Below are 19,872 nucleotides of genomic sequence, written 5' to 3'. Positions count from 1 at the left end.
TTCTCCTTTTCTTAATCTTCATTAACATTTTTCTTAAGAAGTCCCAGTAAAAGCATTCCGACTACTGAACCAATCGCAAGAGAAAGCAGATACATGGGCCAGTTACCTACAACGGCAAATACGAATATACCGCCATGTGGAGCCATAAGCGTACAATTAAACAGCATTGACAAGCCGCCTGATACTGCCGCGCCGACCAGGCAGGACGGAATTACCCTGAGAGGATCTGCCGCTGCGTAAGGGATCGCGCCTTCAGTTATAAAGCTTAGTCCCATTATATAATTGACAGGACCGCTTTTTCGCTCTTCCTTTGTGAATTTTTTCTTGAAAAATGTTGTCGCCAGCGCAATCGCTATAGGAGGAACCATTCCGCCTATCATAACTGCCGCCATAATGTCGTAATTTCCCGAGGCTATTGCGGCTGTACCAAAAACGTAAGCCGCCTTGTTAAACGGACCGCCCATATCTATTGACATCATTCCGCCGAGAATACAGCCGAGAACAATTTTACTGGATTCGTTCATGGTGTTCAGGAAGTTTGTAAGTCCCGTATTGATCATACCCATAAATGGATTTACAGCGCACATTATTACAGCTATCAATCCCAGACCTACGAGCGGATAAATCAGTACAGGTTTTATTCCTTCAAGAGCCTGAGGAAGTTTGTCACAGAGCTTTCTAAGTCCCAGCATAAGATAACCGCCGACAAATCCTGCAAATAAAGCTCCAAGGAAACCGGACGGAATATCTCCGCCGACCGCTGAGAATGTAGAACCGGTTGTTGCAAGGAAACCGCCTACAAAACCTACTAAGAGTCCCGGTCTGTCGGCAATGCTCTTACCGATATATCCGGCGAGTATCGGAATCATAAAATTAAAAGCATAGCCGCCTATGGTTTTAAAGAATGCGGCCGCAGGCGTGTTAGTACCAAAATTTGAATCCTGCGGAGCTCCGGAAATAGTGTCAATCAAAAACGCAATCGCTATAAAAATACCGCCTGCAACAACGAATGGCAGCATGTTGGAAACACCGTTCATAAGATGCTTATAAATTTTGCGTGTAAATCTTTCATTTTCAGCGCTGTCATTGCTGATAGTATTGCCGCTGTGTCTATAAACAGGCGCGTCTCCGTCAATAATTTTTTGTATCAGCTCCTCCGGCTTCTTTATTCCGTCTGAAACGGCAGCGCTGATAAGCCTTTTGCCGTTGAATCTGGCGGTTTCAACTGTTTTATCGGCAGCTATTATGATTCCGTCAGCTTCTTCTATTTCTTTTCTGGTAAGAACGTTTTTGGCGCCGCCTGATCCGTTTGTTTCAACCTTAATTGTATAACCAAGCTTTTTGCCGGCTTTTTCAAGGGCTTCTGCCGCCATATAGGTGTGAGCTATACCGGTCGGACAGGCTGTGACAGCAAGTACTCTGTATCCTGCTTCAGATTGTTGCTGAACTTTAGGTTCATCAGGGAATTTTTCAGCTTCCTTTTCGTCGATCACCTTCAGAAATTTTTCTTTGGTATCTGCTGCAAGAAGATTTCTTCTGAATTCCTCGTCCATCAGAATAGTCATGAGCCTAGACAATACTTCAAGATGCAGGTCGCCGTCGTTAGGCGCGGCTATCATAAATAGGATATTTGAGGGCTTTCCGTCCATAGATTCATAGTCTACTCCGTTGGGTGCGGTTATTGCTGCAAGACCCGGCTGCCGGACAGCCTCACTTTTTGCATGGGGTATGGCGATACCGTCTCCGACTGCGGTTGAACTCATCTGTTCTCTTGCAAGTATGTCCTTTTTATAAGCGTTTTTGTCGCTTATGTTTCCTGCCTTTGCCTGTAGATCGATAAGCTTGTCGATGGCGCCCTGTTTTGTAGAAACAGGAGAATTAAGCTCTATACTCTCCTTTTTCAATAAATCTGTTATACGCATAAATAATCATCCCTTTCTTTATTTTTCAGACTTAATATTTTCCATCAGTCTGTTAATAAGTTCCTTTTCCGCAAGTCCTTCTGAGAATGCGGTTGCGCTGCCGGAAGCTGTTCCAAGTCTTAATGCGTAATCATAATCAGCTTTTTCAGCGTATCCGGCTATAAAACCGGCAACCATAGAATCTCCGGCACCTACCGAATTAACAGCCTTTCCGTCGGGTACTCCCATTATATGAGCGTTTCCGTTTTCGTCAAGAAGAATAGAGCCTTCTCCTGCCATTGATACAAGTACGTTAACAGCTCCTTTTTTTTGAAGCTCCTTGGCATAAAATATGATATCGTCTTTTTTTGAAATTTCAATTCCGAATATTTCGCCAAGCTCAAAATTATTAGGTTTTATTAGCCACGGTTTATATTTTAATACATTAACTAAAAGATCCTTTGTAGCGTCGACAACAAATCTTATGCCTTTACCGGATAACCTTTCAAGAATTTTTTCATATATATCCTCGGGCAGTGTGTTTGGTATGCTTCCCGCTAATATTAATGTATCGTTTTTTTTCAGTTTATCAAGCTTTTCAAACAGCCTTTCTATTGCGTTATTGCTGATATCCGGCCCCTGTCCGTTTAAATCTGTTTCAGTTTCCGCCTTTATTTTTACGTTAATCCTTGAATTTCCGCTGTCGAGTCTTACAAAATCTGTTCTGACTCCCTTATGCGCTACTCCCTTTTCGATGGCCTCTCCGGTAAACCCGGCAGAAAATCCAAGCGCCACCGATTCAACGTCCAGTTCCTTCAATACCAAAGATACGTTTATACCCTTTCCGCCAAAATAAATTTCTTCTCTGTCGGATCTGTTAACAGTTCCCGTCAAAAAGCTTTTAAGTCTCATAACATAATCTATTGCCGGATTGAATGTGACGGTATAAATCATACTATAACCTCCTTTATTATACATTTTTCCTTATATTTTTTATCAGGCAGATAATCTGTTATTATACACGCGCTGTCTGCAGGAGCGAATGTAACTGATGAAACCTGATTGAATTTGGAGTGATCTGCCAGAATATATGCTACATAGCTATGCAGTATCGCAGTTTTCTTTACAGCGGCTTCATCTGTATCGGGAGTAGTGAATCCGGCGGCAAGTGAAATACCGTTTGTTCCCATATAGCATTTTGTGAAATTAAATTTCTTCAGAGCCTCTACGCATTCCGTTCCGATAACGGCCTCTGTGGAAGACTTGATTTGTCCGCCTATAATATAAACCTTGAAATTTTTCCTTGCAAGCTTTTTGGCATGGCTGAATCCGTTTGTAACAAAAATCGCAGACGATTCAGTAATAAAATCAATCATTTTATCTGTGGTGGTTCCCGCGTCTATAAAAACAAAATCGTTCTTTCTAATAGTGGAAGCCGCATATTTTGCAATAGCCGCTTTTTCCTCTGAAAACATTTTTTCCTTTGCTTCAACTGGGTGTTCGCTGAAATTAAAGCTGTCGTTTAAAACGGTGGCTCCTCCGTGTACCTTTATAATTTTTTTCATTGTTGCAAGCGAATTCAGATCGCGTCTTATAGTTGATTCAGAAGCGTTCAAGGCTTCCGCAAGCTGGGTTACTGTTACAGTTTTATATTCGTTTAAACATTCAAGGATTTTACTGTATCTTTCTTCTGTTAGCATTTAGTTTTACTCTCCCTTGAAATAAAATGATTGAAATTGAATGAATTTGATTGGTATGGATATATAATACCATGATTTTTTTCAAATGTCAAGAGAATTTAAGAAAAAACATTCAAAAACAATCAAAATAATTTATAACAGATCATAATTTGCCGAAAAACGTGCTTTAGCCTTCTGAAACTTAATATTTAAATTATATGAAAAAAAACTCATACAATACATAAATTTAAGTATTATATTCGTCTTATCGTTGTTATAGCAGTATAAAATGCAGTTTTGTATTTAAAAAAATATGTTTTTAGTTGACATGCATTTTACTTGTATAGTATAATTAAGACATGTATAAAAAAGGAGTGTAATAATGGTTTCTGAAAAAAAGAATCACGTCGGGTTCAGCACCCGTATAGGATTTGTTCTCGCGGCGGCCGGCTCTGCCGTAGGCTTAGGGAATATATGGAGATTTCCATACCTTGCCGCTCAATACGGAGGCGGTATTTTTCTGCTGGTTTATATTATTTTGGCAGTGACCTTCGGCTTTTCGCTGATGATAACTGAAATTGCAATCGGAAGGAAAACAGGTAAAAGCGTAATCGGAGCTTACGCGTCTATAAGCAGGAAATTTGCTCCTCTTGGGTGGATTGCGGCTGCCGTTCCGATAATAATATTTCCGTATTATTGTGTGATAGGCGGATGGGTATTAAAGTATCTTACGGTATATTTGACCGGGACAGGAGCAGGTGCAGCTGACGACGGAACATTTTTTAATTCTTTTATAGGGGGTACGAGTCAGCCGCTTTTATTTCTTGCTATTTTTATTATATTAACCTCTGCTGTAGTGCTTATGGGAGTTCAGAAGGGTATTGAAAAGGTAAGTACAGTTTTAATGCCTCTGCTTGTAATTATTTCAATAGTTATTGCAGTGTATACTCTTACTCTTGACGGGGCGGTTGACGGTCTGCTTTATTATTTGAAACCAAACTTTAAAGAATTTTCACTTAAGACGCTTGTTGCCGCTATGGGACAGCTATTTTATTCAATGTCGCTAGCTATGGGTATTATGATTACTTATGGTTCATATATGCGTAAGGAGGATAATCTCGAAAAATCGGTTAGACATATCGAGCTGTTTGACACGGCTGTTGCTTTTATTTCCGGAATGATGATAATTCCTGCCGTTTTTGCATTCTCAGGAGGAAATAAGGACGCTCTCAGCGCGGGACCGAAGCTTATGTTTATAACGCTCCCAAATGTTTTTGCTTCTATGTCGGGAGGGAAAATAATCGGCGCAGTGTTCTTTATCTTGGTTTTACTTGCCGCCCTTACGTCTTCTATATCGCTTATGGAAACTATTGTTTCAATTTTATGTGAAAAATTAAAAGCAAAAAGAAAAACGATATGTATTTTCGTCATGATTTCAGCGTTTGCAATTGGCATATTATCCGTTTTCGGTTACAGTATTTGGTCCGGGTTTACTATTGCCGGAAAACAGCTGCTTGACTTCTTTGATTTTTTCAGCAACAATATACTAATGCCGATTGTAGCTTTATTTACATGTATTCTTATAGGATATGTAGCTAAAACGAAAATAATCGAAGATGAGATTGAACTGAATTCGAAATTTAAATCAGTAAAAATGTATAGAATAATGATGAAATATATTGCTCCTGTTTTTATGCTTGCAATATTTATTTCTTCCGTTATCGGATACGTATAAAAAAACGCCTTACTGAAGTTATTTTCAGTAAGGCGTTTTTAAAATTCGTATTATTATTTATGAAACAGTAAGAAACGAAACTCTCAGAGCGACAGCGTCGAACACGTTCACAACGCCGTCAGAATTATAATCGGCGGCATTAAGCTGTGTATCGGTTAGTTCCGATTTGCACACTAAATACTGTTGAAGTAAAACTAAGTCGGCAACGTTGATTTCACCGTCTTCATTTACATCTCCGTTTAATTGTGACTGATTAAGCGGGACGGCATATAAAGCGTAAATCGTAGCAGATTTAGCTCCTGCGCTGATAAACATATTATTCATTTGATCAAGTGAAACCTGATTAGCTTCAAGTGTGGAAATTATTTCATCGTAGGTAAAACCTGCTACGAAATCCTTTGCCATTGAATCGTCAGAATTTACAGTAAACCAACCGCCTTGAAAAATTAATGTAGGAGCGTCGTCTGAATCGTAAAACATGATGTATTCGTAATCTTCGGATATGAGTTCTTTCCAGTTGCTTACGGTGAAATTTTTCCACGCGGCAAGATTTTTACCTTCGTCAGAACGATACATTTCAATCCAATTATCACCTATTTCCATTTTATCCCATGAGAACTGGGGCTTTACATATTCCTGATATTCAGGCAGGCTATAATCGGTAACTCCGAGAGTATCCATGATTTTCTTAATAACGCCTATGGAGTTTTTATACCATGTATTTGTAGCCCTGTAAAGGTATCCATGAGCTTCGCCGGTTTCGTTATACGATACGTTGTTGTCCCATAGCACGCATGGTATACCGACTGCTTTTGCATTGGATAAATAGCATTCCGCCCATGCTTCTCTGTCGGAATTGTTATTAAAATCAGACGCGCTGAATTCTCCGATAATTATAGGTACGTTTTTATTATCTGAAATTGATTTCAATGTTGAAAATAACGTTCTTAATTCGGTTTCATAATCGGCGCCCCAGCCGCTTTTTCCGGGAAAGCTGTGATTTGCTTTATCCGATGTGTCCATTGTAAAATAATAAGGAGTATAGGCGTGTACAGAAAGCGCTATGTTGCCTGAATTTTCAGGAATATTAATGTTGTTTACTGCCTCATACTGAGCAGACGCGCAATAACCGGGGAGCATCAAAAGACGTTCTTTATTTGACGGTGATCCCTGATTTCTTACAGTGTTTACAAAAAGCTCGTTAAGATTATTTATATAATTCCATGAGTTAGTATCTCCGCTGCCCCACTCGCTATTTGACGGATTGTTGGTTTCGCGAGGTTCGTTCATACCCTCGAAAATAAGTCGCTGGTCATAATTACTGAATGTATCCGATATCTGCGACCAAATATCCTCAAGCTTATGAGAAGCGTCGGCATAAGTTTCGCTTGTAAATCTTTCAACATTTACCCATTCTTCATGATGAACATTCAAAATTACGAACATATCTAAATTATAAGCGTAATCAACTGTCTGCTTTACATAATCCATCCATACCTTATCAATCTCATATGTATCGGTATTTTCATTATAAATCAAATGCTGAAACCATGTAGTAGGAATTCTGACCGTGTTGAAGCCGCCGTTTTTTATCGCGTTAAAAAGCTCTTGCGTCGGTTCGGGATTTCCCCAGCAGGTTGCAAATTTTTTCGGTGGAGAATCAACTTTCAGACTTGAATTCCATGAGTCCAGAGTATTTCCCAGATTCCATCCTACGGTCATTTGAGACGTCAGCTCAAACGCTGTTTTTCCGGTCGTTTCAGCAGCGCTTACGGTATTTGATTCGAAGGTATTGTCGCCGTAAAAACAAATACCGGTAAAAATACAAGCCGCAGCCGTAATGATGGATATCAGTTTTTTCTTAAAAAACATAGACATCCCCCTCTTAATAAAATATATATGCATATTTTACAATATTTATTCACAAATGTCAAGCTAATTTGGAAGGAATCGGTATTATACGATATATTTCATAAATTTAACCGTTCATTACTGAAATGAACGGTTAAATATAATTATTTTATTGCATTTATGATAATTTCACTGCTTTTTTCAATTCCATAAAAGCCGCTGTCAATCGAAAGATGATAATTATGTATGTTTCCCCAGTCATTACCGGTAAAATTACGGCAGTAAACACGTCTTTTTTTGTCCATTTCCTTTAGACGCTTTTCAGGAGATTTTATTTCATCGCCGTATATTTCAGTAATTCTTTTAATTCTGTTTTCAGCGGAGGAATGAATAAAGACATTCATACAATCATCGCGTTCCTTTAATATATAATCTGCGCAGCGACCGACGATAACGCAAGGTTCTTTATTCGCAAAGCCTTCAATTAGTCTGCGCTGAGCGTTGAATACCTCGTTATAAAGAGACATGATACCGTTGTTAAGATTGTTGCCCACAGAAAGATTAAAAAGCAGACTGGTTGTAGCGGAAGCATATTCTCCGCTTTGCTCGATAAAGCTTTCGGAAAGACCGCTTTCCTTAGCCGCCGCTTCAATAATTTCCTTATCATAGAATTTCCATCCAAGGCTTTCAGCAGTTTTTTTGCCGATTAGTCTTCCGCCGCTTCCATATTCACGACTTATTGTAATTATTTTGATCATATAATAAATCTCCTTATAATATTTTTATAACCATAGTTAAAGCCTATGACAAATATCGTTGCATTATTCAATCATGCGAATTTATACTGATTTCTTTTTTATTATAAACATAATGAATGCTAATGTCAAGGGAAAGAGCAGGTATAAGAAGCTGAAAATAATATTGGTTTAAAAAATTAACGCTATAATATTACCTTTTATGATAAAAAAACTGTCTGATAAACATTTTTTTATTTTATAAGGTATTGAATTGAAATGTGAAAAGTACTATAATTAAAAATGGAGGCGGTAATGAAAAAAATACAGATAATAACCGGTCACTACGGATGCGGAAAAACAAACTACGCTATTAATCTGGCTTTCAGATATGCGGCACAAGGTTTTAAAACAGCGATAGCGGATATGGATATTGTTAATCCTTATTTCCGTACTGCGGATTTCAGGGATAAATTTAAGAAAAATAATATTTCATATGCCGGTACGGCATATGCTAATACAAATTTAGATATACCTGCGGTTTGTTTTGATTTAGAAGCGATTATTTGTGAAAACGATTACATTATTCTCGATATTGGAGGAGATGACGCAGGAGCAATAATTTTAGGCAGCTTTAATTATGTTTTAAAAAAGTATACCGAAAATACAGATATGATTTATGTTGTAAATAAATATCGGGATACCTATAACGATATTCAATCCGCTGTTAATTTAATAGACAGTATTGAAAAATCAGCAAGAATGAAGCATACTAAAATCGTGAATAATTCAAATATAGGGAAAATAACGGCAATAGAGGATATTACCGGTTCCTTTTCTTTTGCTGAAAAGCTGTCGGATATAACCGGAATTCCGCTGCTATGTCACACCGCTCCGGCATTTCTTAAATGTTCTGCATTAGATAATATCACTGAATATGTGGACATTTACGTTGAAAATATATTTTAAGAGGATAAAATTTATGGGAAGTATAAAAATAATATTTGATAAATGCAAGGGCTGCGGACTGTGTAAAAACGCATGTCCGCAGAAAATAATAGACATACAGAAGGATAAAGTGAATAAAAACGGGTACTTCACTGTTGAATGCGTTTGTCCTGAAAAATGTACCGGATGTACAATGTGCGCAGTAATGTGTCCTGAATGCGCTATCATAGTTGAAAGACAGGTGAAGGAATAAATATGGAACGTATTTTAATGAAGGGAAACGAGGCATTGGCGGAGGCGGCTATACGTGCAGGCTGCAAATGCTATTTTGGTTATCCTATAACTCCCCAGACCGAGATAGCGGCCTATATGGCGAAAAAGATGCCGAAGAATAACGGAGTTTTTTTGCAGGCGGAAAGTGAAATCGCTGCAATAAATATGGTTTTAGGCGCCGCCTCAGCCGGAGTGAGAGCTATGACGTCTTCGTCGTCGCCGGGGATCAGCCTTAAATCAGAGGGTATATCTTATATTGCCGGAAGTGATCTTCCGTGCGTTATAGTGAATGTGCAAAGGGGAGGTCCGGGCTTAGGAGGCATACAGCCGGCGCAGTCCGATTACTGGCAGGCTGTAAAATCGGCAGGTCACGGAGATTTCAGAATGATTGTTTTTGCTCCTAATTCCGTTCAGGAAATGGCCGATATGTGTGTGAAAGCGTTTGAAACTGCTGATAAATATAGGATTCCCGTAATGATTTTGTCTGACGGTATGATGGGACAGATGATGGAACCGGTGGTTTTTCCGGAAATAAGCAATAATAATCAGGACAAGCCGTGGGCGGCTAACGGACACAGAAATAAAAGAAAGCATAATATTATTAATTCCTTATTTCTTAATCCGGACGAGCTTCAGAAATCCATTATTGACAGATTTGAAAGGTATAAAAAAATAGAGGCGGACGAGACTGATTCTGAAGAATTTATGACAGACGACGCAGAAGTAATTGTTACAGCATACGGCGCGGCTTCAAGAATATGTAAAGCCGCCGTATCTGAAGCCAGGAAAAGAGGCGTTAAGGCAGGGCTTCTTAGACCGAAAACGTTATGGCCGTTTCCGGTAAAGGATTATAAAAAAACAGCGAAAACTGCCAAGCGTTTTCTTTGCGTTGAAATGAGCATGGGGCAGATGATCGACGATGTTAAGCTGGCGGTTGAGTGTTCGCTGCCCGTTGATTTTTTTGGAAAAACCGGCGGGATAATACCGACAGCCGAACAAGTAATAGATAAACTAACTGAGATCAACGGCAAGCTATAAGGAGATTTATATGAGCATAGTTTTTAAAAAGCCTGATTCTTTGTCCGACGTCAGCATGCATTACTGTCCGGGCTGTACTCATGGAATAGTACACAGACTTATTTGTGAAATCATTGACGAGATGGAGATAGAAGGGGATACGATCGGAATCTGCCCGGTAGGGTGTTCCGTTATGGCATACGATTATTTTAACTGCGATATGATTGAGGCTCCTCATGGACGAGCTCCCGCTGTGGCTACCGGAGTAAAGCGCTCCCTGCCTGAAAAATTTGTTTTTACTTATCAGGGCGACGGAGATCTGGCGGCAATAGGTACCGCTGAAACGGTACATGCAGCCGCAAGAGGCGAAAATATAACGGTAATATTTATAAACAATACAACGTATGGAATGACGGGCGGACAGATGGCTCCTACAACGCTTCCGGGGCAGGTTACTCAGACAACCCCTTACGGCAGAGATGTGCAGAGTGCGGGATTTCCGGTAAAAATGTGCGAAATACTTGCCCAGATAGACGGCACAGCTCTTGCACAGAGGGTTTCCGTTGATTCTCCCAAGGAGGTTATGAACGCTAAGAAAGCAATAAGAAAGGCTTTTATTAACCAGCGTGACGGAAAAGGGTTCTCGATAGTTGAAGTTTTATCAACCTGCCCGACGAACTGGGGGCTTTCGCCGGTGGAATCTCTTGAAAGACTGAGGAAGGAATGTATGCCTTATTTTCCGCTGGGCATTTATAAGGATTCGTCTGCAAAGGAGAGAGCAAATGAATAAAAGTATAATTTTTTCAGGCTTCGGAGGGCAGGGGATACTTTTTGCCGGTAAGCTTATTGCTTACTGCGGTATGATTGAGGAAAGGGAGGTAAGCTGGATTCCGTCTTACGGTCCTGAGATGAGAGGCGGAACCGCAAATTGTTCAGTCAATATTTCTGACGCTCCGATAAGCTCTCCATTATTCGTGAATCCTGATTATTTGATTATTATGAATTCACCGTCTTACAGAAGATTTATTGACAAGGTTAAATCGGACGGTAAAGCTTTTATTGATTCGTCAATGATTGAAGAGAAGTGTGAAAGGGAAGATATTCAAAGCTATTATGTGCCTGCGACTGCCTTAGCTGAAAAAAACGGAATTGCCGGTATGGCGAATATTATTCTTTGCGGAAAGCTTTTAAAGGAAACTGGTATTATAGATATAGAATCAGTTGAGAGCGCGCTCAAAAAAATTATTCCGGCGTCTAAGGAAACTCTGGTAGGTTTAAATTTAAAAGCATTGGATATCGGAATGAAAATATAAAGAAAAAATCCCCTTATCAGGTCTGATAAGGGGATTTTTTTAGGTTTATTATAGAAAGAATAGTAATTATATCGTATTTGCTGATAGGATTCCGTTTAAGGCTCTACTATATAAGGCCTTACAAGGTGGAGCAGCTTAAAATCTACAAGCGCGTCTATCATAGTTCCGTTTTCAGTATATTCCTCAGAAAAAAGCTTACCGCCGTCGCGTATAAGATTTATAACTGACGTCTGATTATATGGAATGAGAAAAGTATGTCTTACCGAAGTTTTCGGAAGATTGGCAGCGATGCAGCTGAGAAGATTTTCAAATCCGATTCTTTTTTCAGCCGATATTATAACGGTTTTATCGTCATTGGGTAAGCTTTCAGGATTTTCGATTTTATCTGCTTTGTTATATACTCTTATTTTAGGTATTCCGCCGCAGCCAAGTTCATTGAGCAGAGAATCAGTGACCTCCGCCTGTTCAAGTCCGTCCTCTGCGCTTATATCTATAATATTGATAATAATATCTGCGGTTGCTGCTTCCTCCAGAGTACTTTTAAACGCTTCTATAAGCTGGTGGGGGAGTCTCCTAATCAGTCCTACTGTATCAGTAAGCATAATACTTCTTCCGTCGGGCAGTTCCAGCATACGCGACGTTATATCAAGCGTGGCAAAAAGCTTGTTTTCAGCAAGCACATTAGAATCTGTGAGAGCGTTAAGAAGCGTTGATTTGCCGACGTTAGTATAGCCGACAATAGCGCCGGTCAGAATATTATCCTTTTTTCTCCTTGCACGGTAATAGCCTCTGCGCTTTTCAAGCTTTTTAAGTTCAGCTTCCAGCGTTTCAATTCTCCTGCGAATATGACGTCTGTCAGTTTCTAACTTGGATTCTCCCGGACCTCTTGTGCCGATACCTCCGCCGAGCCTTGACATTTCAATTCCTCTTCCCGCAAGATGAGCAAGGCGGTATTTATTCTGAGCCAGCTCAACCTGGATACGTCCCTCCTTAGTGCGAGCGCGCTGGGCAAAAATATCAAGTATAAGAGTTGTGCGGTCGATTACCTGTATATCGAGAATATTTTCTATATTTTTTGTTTGATTGGCGGTAAGCTCACAGTCAAAGATTGCAAGGTTTATATCCATAGCCCTGACATTTTCAGCAATTTCCTCCAGCCTTCCGGAACCTATACAGGTGGCGCTGTCATATGACGGACGCTTTTGTATAGAATAAAATGAAGTTTCTACGCCGGCGGTCTGAGCCAGCTCTTCAAGCTCCTTAATTGACGATTCCGCGTCAAATTCACCGGTATCGGCGCTGATAAGCGCCGCTTTGTAAATTATTCCATTTGTTGTTAAATCCGTGTTTTCCATAATTACTCCTTATAGTTTTTAATAATTATAGCATATTGCCGAATTAAACGCTACTATATTTTATTCGAATTTATTTGATCTTCAAATTACTTAATTTATAAAATTGAAATTTCATAGAATTTCCGGTTCTGTAGCCTTCGATTTATTATTTGAAGAATTTGAAGTTTTTCTTAAGGAAAATTCTCTTATATGTATTTTTGTGCAAGCCACTCATTAAATTCATGGTAAATGTTTTCTTTGATAATTTATATTTGTATATCGCATATAAAATATAACGCCGTCTAAAGTATTTAAATATAATCAGAGGTTTTGTACCTATAATATAATGAGATTCCGTTTTATTATCAAAACGTGTTTGATCATACTTCAATATTTAAATCATCTAAGCTATATTATAAAATAATTGTTTAAATATGTCAAGATAAAATTTAATAGATATCCGTAAGTTGCAGTTTTTGGTTTTATTTAGATAAAAATATTTTGTCTATAATTTTATAGGCTTATATAAATAATGTCCATAAATACATGCTATAAAATTGATAAATTAACATAATCTACCAAATAAGTTTGAAAACTAATTATCCGTACAATTTATGTGATAGAATTTTAATCATATATTATTAATGGAGGATTGTATTTATGGAATATTACCAAAGACTGAGAGATTTAAAGGAGGATTCCGATTTAACACAGGAGGAAGTTTCAGAAATAATCAAGGTATCAACTAATCACTATGGAAAATATGAAAGAGGAAAAACCGATATACCGTTTTCTAAGGTGATAATATTAGCTGACCATTATAATGTTTCCTTGGATTATATAGCCGGAAGAACTAATGACAAAACATTTTGTAAAGGTATATCATCGTCACGCTTTACTGAGAAATTCAGTCGCCTAAATAGTGAAAATAAGGCAAGAATAGATGAAAGAATGTCTCAGATGCTTGAAGTTCAGGAAAAGCAGAAATAAAATGATTTCTAAAACCTAAAACAATATAAAAGACCAATCAGCGCGAACGTGATTGAAAGACATAGTAGTAAGGTGTGTATTGAAATAAGCGGCAGGTATAATCACCTTGCCGCTTTTATCCTTTCCGATTCAGCCATATTAGCGATGTTTTGGCAAATATAGCATATTGTACATCACTATCGGAATGTCGGTCAAATTATAAAACACATATAAACTCATGTTAATATCCAATTATATTTCTTAACATCCGTTATATACCTGATTCAGCTAATTATAATTTTATGAAATATGTTTTAAAATCAAGAAATAAATATTTCCTCTGTACAAACGCAAACAAATGTGCTATAATAAATACAGAACACACGTTTGTAACAGGAGGCGATATTTTGAACAAAAGAATCATTCTTCATTCCGACCTTAATAATTTCTATGCTTCTGTCGAATGTCTTTATCATCCTGAATACAGGGGAAAGCCTCTTGCCGTTCTCGGCGATCCTGAAGCTCGTCATGGAATAGTTCTTGCCAAAAACTATGAAGCTAAAAGCCGCGACGTCAGGACAGGCGATCCCAAGTGGATGGCGGAGCAGAAATGTCCCGGCATAGTTTTTGTTCCTCCTCACTATGAGCTGTATATGAAGCATTCAAGACTCGTCCGCCAGATATATTCAGAATATACCGATCAGGTAGAGCCTTACGGTCTTGACGAATGCTGGCTTGACGTTACAGGCAGCACAAGACTTTTCGGTTCGGGAGAGGAAATTGCGGACAAGATACGAAAACGAGTAAAATCAGAGCTTGGAGTTTCAGTTTCTGTAGGCGTTTCCTTCAACAAGATCTTTGCCAAGCTCGGCTCCGACCTGAAAAAACCGGACGCTACTACCGTTATTGAATGCGATCGTTTTAAGGAGGTAGTCTGGCCTTTGCCTGTGAAAGAGCTTCTTTATGTAGGCAGAGCGACACATAACAAGCTTAAACGCAGGGGAATATCCACAATAGGCGATCTTGCAAACGCCAACCCAGAAAGCCTTAAATTCTGGCTGGGAAAAATGGGAATCGTTCTGTGGCAGTTTGCAAACGGACTGGACACTTCTCCGGTTTCCAATATCGGAGCTAAATCACTTATCAAGACTGTTGGCAACAGCACGACCGCCCCCAGAGATCTGATCTCCGACGAGGATATAAGGATCATACTGACGGTATTATGCGAAAGCGTATCTGCAAGGCTAAGGGAATACGGATTTATCTGCCGTACCGTTCAGCTCGGAATAAGAGACAACGAGCTTGAATGGATCGAGCGGCAGGGAAAGCTTGAGATACCCAACAGGACGGCTAAGTCGATTTTTGAGCTTTCCTTTGCGCTTTACAAAAAGCACGCCAACGGAAAGCCTGTCCGCAGTCTGAGCGTCAGGGCGTGCGATCTGGAGCCTGTTGACTTTATGCAGCTTTCCCTGCTGCCTGAAACGAGAAGGCTTGAAAAGCAGGAGGAATTAGAATCGGTTGTGGACGGGCTGAGAAGCAGGTTCGGACATTTCTCGGTGCAAAGGGGAATAATGCTGACCGACAGGAAGCTGTCAGATCTTGATCCGAAGGGCGAGCATATTATTCATCCTATGAGTTTCTTTAACTGAAAACGGAGCAATATTGCATTGTTCCGATAAAATTAAGTATACGGCGCCGATAGGGCTGTATACTTATTGTTTCTGTTATTTATTAAGAGCAGCTTTTATCATATCGTCTGACAAGCCAAGACATTTTAATCTTTTTTCTATTCTGCTGAATCTTTTTGACAATTCGGGCAATATACGCTGCCTCTGCCGCCAACGACAATGCGGCAAAGTTTTTCCCCGCATTTTGGACAGCAATCCCCATCGTGACCGTAAACCTGTAAAAACGGTGCGTTGCGATAATTCTGTCCTTTACTTTTCAGATAGTCTTCCGGTGTTAGGGCATTCTTTTCAATAAAAAATTGAAGCTGCTTAGGGATTACTACAGCAAGGCGTTTCCATTCCTTTTCATTCAGACTGTTTGCAGGGCGTGCAGGATAAATCCCTGCTGCAAATAAAATCTCATCGGAATAAATGTTGCCGATTCCCGCAACTATACTTTGATCGAGCAGGCGCTCCTTGACTGTCTTTTTCCGCTTTCCCAACCGGGATTGCAGATATGCACCAGTCAAGCTGTCGTCAAACGGCTCAAGCCCCAGTTTGTCTATACCGCTGTATGTATCCGCTTCATCTTTGCGTATCAGCCAAAAACGCCCAAACCGTCGGGTATCGGAAAAACGAAGCTCCGTACCGTTATCCAAATGAAAAATCACATGGGTGTGCTTTTCCTGCGGATAGTCCGTCGGGGTTACAAGCAGACAGCCTGTCATTCTCAAATGGAGAATGATATTGTCCCTACCGTCCGTATGTATAATTAAAAACTTACCTCTGCGCGACACTGACGAGATTTGCTGTCCGATAAGCAGATTACAAAATTCATCGGCAGTTGGGCGGGATATAACTTCAGGTTTCTCTACCGTTATATTCATAATTTTAAGTCCCTTAATCTGAGGTTCAAGCACCCGTTTGATTGTTTCAACCTCCGGTAATTCAGGCATTATTGTTGCCTCCTTTCTTTGCGGACTTTTTTATTTCGGAATGGTAGAAGTAATTGACAATAACAGGCGGTGCGTTGAACGGTCTTGCCATACTATCATCATTGGTTACATAATCAAGTTCAATTTCATATGCATAATGTTTCAGCTCAGTATCCAGCGATACCCAATAGCTACGGTCATTTTTAATGTAAATCGCCTGATAAAGAGGTACAAGCTGCGGGTATTTCTCGGCAATATAATCCATAATAACCGCCTTATATCCGCCCCGCAGATTAAGGTTTTCAAGCCAGATCAGATTGCAATGTTCCTTTGCCTGTTCAATAATCGCCTTCACATCGGTTATTTCCGGAAAAATGGGCGAAATAAAGCAGGTCGTCCGTATTCCGGCGTCATGAAATGCTGTCATTGTCTTAAGCCGCCGTTCTATCGACACCGCTTTGTCCATATCGTCCTTAAACTCCTCGTCCAATGTGTTGATTGACCATGAAATACGGGCGTCGGGAAAACTCTTAATCAAATCCAAATCACGCAGAATCAAATCGGATTTAGTCGCAATGCTGAGCTTCGCCCCGCTGCCCTGAAGCTGGAGCAGAAGCGCACGAGTGCGCTCATATATTTTCTCCTGCGGATTGTACGGATCGGTAACTGAGCCTATAAAAAGTTCTTTTCCGGCGTATTTTTGCGGATTCTTAATCTCCGCCCAATATTTCACATCCAAAAAATCTCCCCACGGCTCAAGGTGGTTTGTAAACCGCTTCATAAAGCTGGCATAGCAATATTTACAGGCATGAGTGCAGCCCACATAGGGGTTTACGGAATACTCGCATACAGGTAGATTGGATTTTGATAGTACACTTTTCACTTGTATTTCATTCACAATCGGAGATTCCATATTACCACGCTCCCATATGCAGATGTCCTTCAGGATCAGCGATGTACTGTTCCAAAACAAGTGCGTCCTCTTTCGGATAGCCGATTCCGATAAAGCAAGGTGTCATCCAGCCATGAGGTACGCCAAGCTGGTTTAGTACAACATCATGCTCCTTGTTCAGCGGAATACGCAGGGAATATCCCAAGCCCTCATTGATAACAGCGAGCATGATATTTTCTGCGACACACCATGCCGTAGTTAAAGGATTAAGCTTACTTACCCATTCTCCGTTAAGTTTATTACATTTAAACAACGGCACAATCACATAGGGACAGTCCACCAGCATTGTGTATTGCAGGGGCATAGCATACGCATACATTTTCTGTGCCAAATTTAGCTTTCTGTTCTCATATCTGCCAATATCAAATTTATTTGCTATATATTTGGCAAAGCTAAAGTTGTGGAGAATGATAAACTGCCAGTTGCGGTAATGATCCCACGAAGGAGCTTTCATACCGGCTTCGATGATTCTTTTGACTGCCTCAAAGTCAACCTCTTTATCCGTCCACTCTCTGCTGGTTTTTCTTTGGGTGATTACTTCATTAAATTCCATTTTTCAATTCTCCTTCTTCAAAAACGATTTCTGCCCTCCTTGCTGAATGGTGTCGTCCAGTTTTATCTGCCCAAGCAGCAGCGGGGACTCCGGATCGTGCATTTTGTAATTTTCAAAGGCTTTGCGGGGCGTTTTGTTGGCATAACAGTATTTACAGCCGTTCATACAGGTATCGTATGCGCCGATGTCACGGCTTTCAATACAATGGCACCCATGCCTTGTGCCTTTATGTTTTCTGTCCTTAAACACAATCCCATTCGCGCCGCCGAGAATATCCAGCATCATACAGCCGGAAGACTGAATACCATAACGGGTAAAATCCCCGTTTGTTCCGCAGGTCTGAATGTGGATTCCATACTTTTCGGCAATGGAGCCGAGTCCCTGCGCCAATGCTTCCATATCCTCAGCCGATAGCGGAAGCAACTCAGGCATATTTATTTCCAGCTTCCTATACATCTCTACAAAGCTGAAAATACAACGGTCAATATAGGGTGTAAGCGTTTTTGACATATGCTCAAAGGTCTGCAAATGCGTTTCTACCGTGTACTTTTCGGTTAGCAGCACAGGATCATACCGCCATGCCACACGCTGTTTGCCGACTTGCTTTGATAATTCAATAAGCGTTTCCATACTTTCATCAATAGACGGAACACCCGGCTCAATATCCTTGCCATATGCAGTAATGGTATAGTGAAAGTATGTATTGAATTTATCCGTAATCTCATGAAGCCGTGACAGAATGGGTTTGTAATTCTTTGAGCAGAATACCACGCAATCTACCTTGTCGGGTGTCAGCTCATAGCGTGTAACCTTATTTGGAAACAACGGGTTGCGGGAAAGCACATAGCCTTCCGAAAAACGATTCAAGAGCCATTCGCTGTAATATTGGACAGTATCTGTCCGTCCGCCTGTGTTAATAATCATTGTTCATCCTCACTTCCTTTGACAAGCTTTTCAAGATTTCTTGTGAAACGCCTTGAAAGGTCAATAAGCTGTTCCTGTTCTTCCGGTGTGAACATGGACATTGCCGTATCCTCTGCCCATGTGATATGGCGGACAGGCTTTTCGGCAAAGCTGCGCCCCTCGTCAGTCATTTTCACGGTCTTGTTTCGCTTGTCCTCTGTATTTTCCTCCAGCGTCACATACCCGTCTTTTAGCAGACTCTTGACGATAAGGTTTACCGTTTGCTTGGACTCAAAGGTTCTCTTGCAGATTTCTTTCTGAGTAATTCCGTCTTTTTCATAAAACAAAACATTCAATACCAGAAATGTATTCATCAAAATACCATTGTTCTTGGCATATTCATCATACAGCGCAAATTGCTCATCCCTAAATTTGCAGTAGAGAAAAGCATTCTTTCTATCTTCTTTGGTCATTTACATCACCTCACTAATATATAAGTAGTATATTGGTCAATTTATTGATAGTCAATTACTTTACTATTATTATACTCAAACCTTATGTCTTTGTCAAGAAAGTACGCTTTAGTTTTCTAAAAATTCCTACCAATTCATATGTAACAGCCGCAAAAGCGGCTGTTGTTTTAATACGCTGGACAGCCATATCCATAGATAACTCTACTTCCCACCGCATAGCTGCTCAGCTTGCGGGAATCGCCGGGATTGCCCTCAACGGTGTAGACTTGCGGGCTGTATAAACGGTCTGCCATCCGCAGGTGGTATTGAGAACAAATACTGCGGCTTGATACATAGCCGATTGATATAAGTTCGGTTATGAATACAGCGAAAGGAGAAAAAGCGAAAGATGTCAAACTGAAAAGGGCAATTTTCACCGCCGGAACGAGCCTTAACGCTTACCTGCCACTCGTGACCACAGGCAGCTTTCCACCAAACGATTTTATTTGAGCCATAGGTTATTTTATCAGGCGTAAGCGGAAGGCTTTTGTCTGACCACTTCGATACCAACTCAGAACGCATATCTGCTATTGTTCATATTAAATCCTCGACCTCCTTTGCAAATATATTGTATTGGAAATCGGGGAAACCTTGTA

Annotated in this window: 20 protein-coding genes; 8 read left to right on the top strand and 12 right to left on the bottom strand. The window is 40.1% G+C overall.

Annotation, left to right across the window (positions count from 1 at the left end):
* Nucleotides 1–11: 11 nt before the first annotated feature.
* Genes ACYQ0N_RS10980 through ACYQ0N_RS10970 form a run of 3 tightly spaced genes read right to left on the bottom strand, consistent with a single transcriptional unit; the run spans nucleotide 12 to nucleotide 3,601 of the window.
* Complete coding sequence (locus ACYQ0N_RS10980; RefSeq protein WP_460162696.1) at nucleotides 12–1,922, bottom strand: PTS fructose transporter subunit IIABC; 1,911 nt, start codon at nucleotides 1,920–1,922, stop codon at nucleotides 12–14.
* Between the two features lie 18 nt (nucleotides 1,923–1,940).
* Entirely contained in the window at nucleotides 1,941–2,855 is a 915-nt protein-coding gene (pfkB, locus tag ACYQ0N_RS10975; RefSeq protein ID WP_177533552.1) for a 1-phosphofructokinase, read from the bottom strand.
* On the bottom strand, nucleotides 2,852–3,601 hold the full coding sequence (locus ACYQ0N_RS10970) for a DeoR/GlpR family DNA-binding transcription regulator (protein ID WP_177533553.1): 750 nt from the start codon (nucleotides 3,599–3,601) through the stop codon (nucleotides 2,852–2,854). Before ACYQ0N_RS10970 ends, pfkB begins: the two co-directional genes overlap by 4 nt.
* A 361-nt stretch (nucleotides 3,602–3,962) precedes the next feature.
* On the opposite strand from ACYQ0N_RS10970, the gene ACYQ0N_RS10965 reads away from it, so the two are divergent.
* Nucleotides 3,963–5,315 carry a sodium-dependent transporter gene (locus ACYQ0N_RS10965; RefSeq protein ID WP_177533554.1) on the top strand — a complete coding sequence of 451 codons (1,353 nt, stop codon included), beginning with the start codon at nucleotides 3,963–3,965 and terminating at the stop codon, nucleotides 5,313–5,315.
* Between the two features lie 57 nt (nucleotides 5,316–5,372).
* Here ACYQ0N_RS10965 and ACYQ0N_RS10960 read toward each other — a convergent pair whose 3' ends face one another.
* Both ACYQ0N_RS10960 and ACYQ0N_RS10955 read right to left on the bottom strand, forming a co-directional pair.
* Nucleotides 5,373–7,187: a cellulase family glycosylhydrolase gene (locus tag ACYQ0N_RS10960; protein ID WP_177533555.1), complete on the bottom strand. Its 1,815-nt coding sequence runs from the start codon at nucleotides 7,185–7,187 to the stop codon at nucleotides 5,373–5,375.
* A gap of 143 nt (nucleotides 7,188–7,330) precedes the next feature.
* On the bottom strand, nucleotides 7,331–7,924 hold the full coding sequence (locus ACYQ0N_RS10955; protein ID WP_460162695.1) for a cytidylate kinase-like family protein: 594 nt from the start codon (nucleotides 7,922–7,924) through the stop codon (nucleotides 7,331–7,333).
* A gap of 291 nt (nucleotides 7,925–8,215) precedes the next feature.
* Between ACYQ0N_RS10955 and ACYQ0N_RS10950 the strand changes: the two genes are divergently transcribed.
* Genes ACYQ0N_RS10950 through ACYQ0N_RS10930 form a run of 5 tightly spaced genes read left to right on the top strand, consistent with a single transcriptional unit; the run spans nucleotide 8,216 to nucleotide 11,451 of the window.
* Nucleotides 8,216–8,869: a nucleotide-binding protein gene (locus ACYQ0N_RS10950; protein ID WP_460162694.1), complete on the top strand. Its 654-nt coding sequence runs from the start codon at nucleotides 8,216–8,218 to the stop codon at nucleotides 8,867–8,869.
* Between the two features lie 13 nt (nucleotides 8,870–8,882).
* Nucleotides 8,883–9,101 carry a 4Fe-4S binding protein gene (locus tag ACYQ0N_RS10945; RefSeq protein WP_177533558.1) on the top strand — a complete coding sequence of 73 codons (219 nt, stop codon included), beginning with the start codon at nucleotides 8,883–8,885 and terminating at the stop codon, nucleotides 9,099–9,101.
* Between the two features lie 2 nt (nucleotides 9,102–9,103).
* The gene (locus tag ACYQ0N_RS10940) at nucleotides 9,104–10,159 is read left to right on the top strand and encodes a 3-methyl-2-oxobutanoate dehydrogenase subunit VorB (protein ID WP_460162693.1); all 1,056 of its coding nucleotides are present in this window, start codon (nucleotides 9,104–9,106) and stop codon (nucleotides 10,157–10,159) included.
* 10 nt (nucleotides 10,160–10,169) lie between these two features.
* Nucleotides 10,170–10,928: a thiamine pyrophosphate-dependent enzyme gene (locus ACYQ0N_RS10935; protein ID WP_177533560.1), complete on the top strand. Its 759-nt coding sequence runs from the start codon at nucleotides 10,170–10,172 to the stop codon at nucleotides 10,926–10,928.
* A complete protein-coding gene (locus ACYQ0N_RS10930; protein ID WP_460162692.1) occupies nucleotides 10,921–11,451 on the top strand; it encodes a 2-oxoacid:acceptor oxidoreductase family protein in 531 nt (176 codons plus the stop codon). Before ACYQ0N_RS10935 ends, ACYQ0N_RS10930 begins: the two co-directional genes overlap by 8 nt.
* Nucleotides 11,452–11,546: 95 nt before the next feature.
* Here the strand turns inward: ACYQ0N_RS10930 and hflX are convergent, their stop codons facing one another.
* Nucleotides 11,547–12,806, bottom strand: coding sequence for a GTPase HflX (gene hflX, locus ACYQ0N_RS10925; RefSeq protein ID WP_460162691.1), 1,260 nt, complete (start codon nucleotides 12,804–12,806; stop codon nucleotides 11,547–11,549).
* A gap of 639 nt (nucleotides 12,807–13,445) precedes the next feature.
* On the opposite strand from hflX, the gene ACYQ0N_RS10920 reads away from it, so the two are divergent.
* Together ACYQ0N_RS10920 and dinB are read left to right on the top strand one after the other, a co-directional pair.
* On the top strand, nucleotides 13,446–13,775 hold the full coding sequence (locus tag ACYQ0N_RS10920) for a helix-turn-helix domain-containing protein (protein ID WP_177533563.1): 330 nt from the start codon (nucleotides 13,446–13,448) through the stop codon (nucleotides 13,773–13,775).
* 386 nt (nucleotides 13,776–14,161) lie between these two features.
* Nucleotides 14,162–15,403 carry a DNA polymerase IV gene (gene dinB / locus ACYQ0N_RS10915; RefSeq protein ID WP_460162690.1) on the top strand — a complete coding sequence of 414 codons (1,242 nt, stop codon included), beginning with the start codon at nucleotides 14,162–14,164 and terminating at the stop codon, nucleotides 15,401–15,403.
* A 137-nt stretch (nucleotides 15,404–15,540) separates the two neighbouring features.
* Here the strand turns inward: dinB and mutM are convergent, their stop codons facing one another.
* From mutM to ACYQ0N_RS10885, 6 genes are all read right to left on the bottom strand, one after another.
* A complete protein-coding gene (gene mutM, locus ACYQ0N_RS10910) occupies nucleotides 15,541–16,377 on the bottom strand; it encodes a bifunctional DNA-formamidopyrimidine glycosylase/DNA-(apurinic or apyrimidinic site) lyase (RefSeq protein WP_177533565.1) in 837 nt (278 codons plus the stop codon).
* Nucleotides 16,370–17,269 carry a radical SAM mobile pair protein B gene (locus ACYQ0N_RS10905; protein WP_460162689.1) on the bottom strand — a complete coding sequence of 300 codons (900 nt, stop codon included), beginning with the start codon at nucleotides 17,267–17,269 and terminating at the stop codon, nucleotides 16,370–16,372. Before ACYQ0N_RS10905 ends, mutM begins: the two co-directional genes overlap by 8 nt.
* A 1-nt stretch (nucleotide 17,270) precedes the next feature.
* Nucleotides 17,271–17,861, bottom strand: a complete 591-nt coding sequence (locus tag ACYQ0N_RS10900; protein WP_460162688.1) for a nitroreductase family protein — start codon at nucleotides 17,859–17,861, stop codon at nucleotides 17,271–17,273.
* A gap of 3 nt (nucleotides 17,862–17,864) precedes the next feature.
* Nucleotides 17,865–18,785 carry a DUF1848 domain-containing protein gene (locus ACYQ0N_RS10895; RefSeq protein WP_460162687.1) on the bottom strand — a complete coding sequence of 307 codons (921 nt, stop codon included), beginning with the start codon at nucleotides 18,783–18,785 and terminating at the stop codon, nucleotides 17,865–17,867.
* Nucleotides 18,782–19,237 (bottom strand): MarR family winged helix-turn-helix transcriptional regulator, encoded by a 456-nt coding sequence (locus ACYQ0N_RS10890; protein WP_177533569.1) that lies wholly within the window; start codon nucleotides 19,235–19,237, stop codon nucleotides 18,782–18,784. The genes ACYQ0N_RS10895 and ACYQ0N_RS10890 overlap by 4 nt, the downstream gene beginning before the upstream one ends.
* Before the next feature lie 252 nt (nucleotides 19,238–19,489).
* A complete protein-coding gene (locus ACYQ0N_RS10885) occupies nucleotides 19,490–19,798 on the bottom strand; it encodes a zinc-ribbon domain-containing protein (RefSeq protein ID WP_460162686.1) in 309 nt (102 codons plus the stop codon).
* Nucleotides 19,799–19,872 lie beyond the last annotated feature (74 nt).

This window comes from Ruminococcus sporogenes (genome assembly GCF_054655175.1).
The sequence above is the reverse complement of the archived record's forward strand: the minus strand, read 5'-3'. Positions and strand labels throughout refer to the sequence as shown.

Excerpts from the sequence above, each read along its gene's own strand:
- hflX (WP_460162691.1), bottom strand. The coding sequence starts at position 12,806 with ATGGAAAACACGGATTTAACAACAAATGGAATAATTTACAAAGCGGCG.
- ACYQ0N_RS10950 (WP_460162694.1), top strand. The coding sequence starts at position 8,216 with ATGAAAAAAATACAGATAATAACCGGTCACTACGGATGCGGAAAAACA.
- mutM (WP_177533565.1), bottom strand. The coding sequence starts at position 16,377 with ATGCCTGAATTACCGGAGGTTGAAACAATCAAACGGGTGCTTGAACCT.
- pfkB (WP_177533552.1), bottom strand. The coding sequence starts at position 2,855 with ATGATTTATACCGTCACATTCAATCCGGCAATAGATTATGTTATGAGA.
- ACYQ0N_RS10940 (WP_460162693.1), top strand. The coding sequence starts at position 9,104 with ATGGAACGTATTTTAATGAAGGGAAACGAGGCATTGGCGGAGGCGGCT.
- ACYQ0N_RS10965 (WP_177533554.1), top strand. The coding sequence starts at position 3,963 with ATGGTTTCTGAAAAAAAGAATCACGTCGGGTTCAGCACCCGTATAGGA.
- ACYQ0N_RS10960 (WP_177533555.1), bottom strand. The coding sequence starts at position 7,187 with ATGTTTTTTAAGAAAAAACTGATATCCATCATTACGGCTGCGGCTTGT.
- ACYQ0N_RS10935 (WP_177533560.1), top strand. The coding sequence starts at position 10,170 with ATGAGCATAGTTTTTAAAAAGCCTGATTCTTTGTCCGACGTCAGCATG.
- ACYQ0N_RS10885 (WP_460162686.1), bottom strand. The coding sequence starts at position 19,798 with ATGCGTTCTGAGTTGGTATCGAAGTGGTCAGACAAAAGCCTTCCGCTT.
- ACYQ0N_RS10900 (WP_460162688.1), bottom strand. The coding sequence starts at position 17,861 with ATGGAATTTAATGAAGTAATCACCCAAAGAAAAACCAGCAGAGAGTGG.
- ACYQ0N_RS10945 (WP_177533558.1), top strand. The coding sequence starts at position 8,883 with ATGGGAAGTATAAAAATAATATTTGATAAATGCAAGGGCTGCGGACTG.
- ACYQ0N_RS10980 (WP_460162696.1), bottom strand. The coding sequence starts at position 1,922 with ATGCGTATAACAGATTTATTGAAAAAGGAGAGTATAGAGCTTAATTCT.
- ACYQ0N_RS10895 (WP_460162687.1), bottom strand. The coding sequence starts at position 18,785 with ATGATTATTAACACAGGCGGACGGACAGATACTGTCCAATATTACAGC.
- ACYQ0N_RS10955 (WP_460162695.1), bottom strand. The coding sequence starts at position 7,924 with ATGATCAAAATAATTACAATAAGTCGTGAATATGGAAGCGGCGGAAGA.
- ACYQ0N_RS10890 (WP_177533569.1), bottom strand. The coding sequence starts at position 19,237 with ATGACCAAAGAAGATAGAAAGAATGCTTTTCTCTACTGCAAATTTAGG.
- ACYQ0N_RS10970 (WP_177533553.1), bottom strand. The coding sequence starts at position 3,601 with ATGCTAACAGAAGAAAGATACAGTAAAATCCTTGAATGTTTAAACGAA.
- ACYQ0N_RS10920 (WP_177533563.1), top strand. The coding sequence starts at position 13,446 with ATGGAATATTACCAAAGACTGAGAGATTTAAAGGAGGATTCCGATTTA.
- ACYQ0N_RS10905 (WP_460162689.1), bottom strand. The coding sequence starts at position 17,269 with ATGGAATCTCCGATTGTGAATGAAATACAAGTGAAAAGTGTACTATCA.
- ACYQ0N_RS10930 (WP_460162692.1), top strand. The coding sequence starts at position 10,921 with ATGAATAAAAGTATAATTTTTTCAGGCTTCGGAGGGCAGGGGATACTT.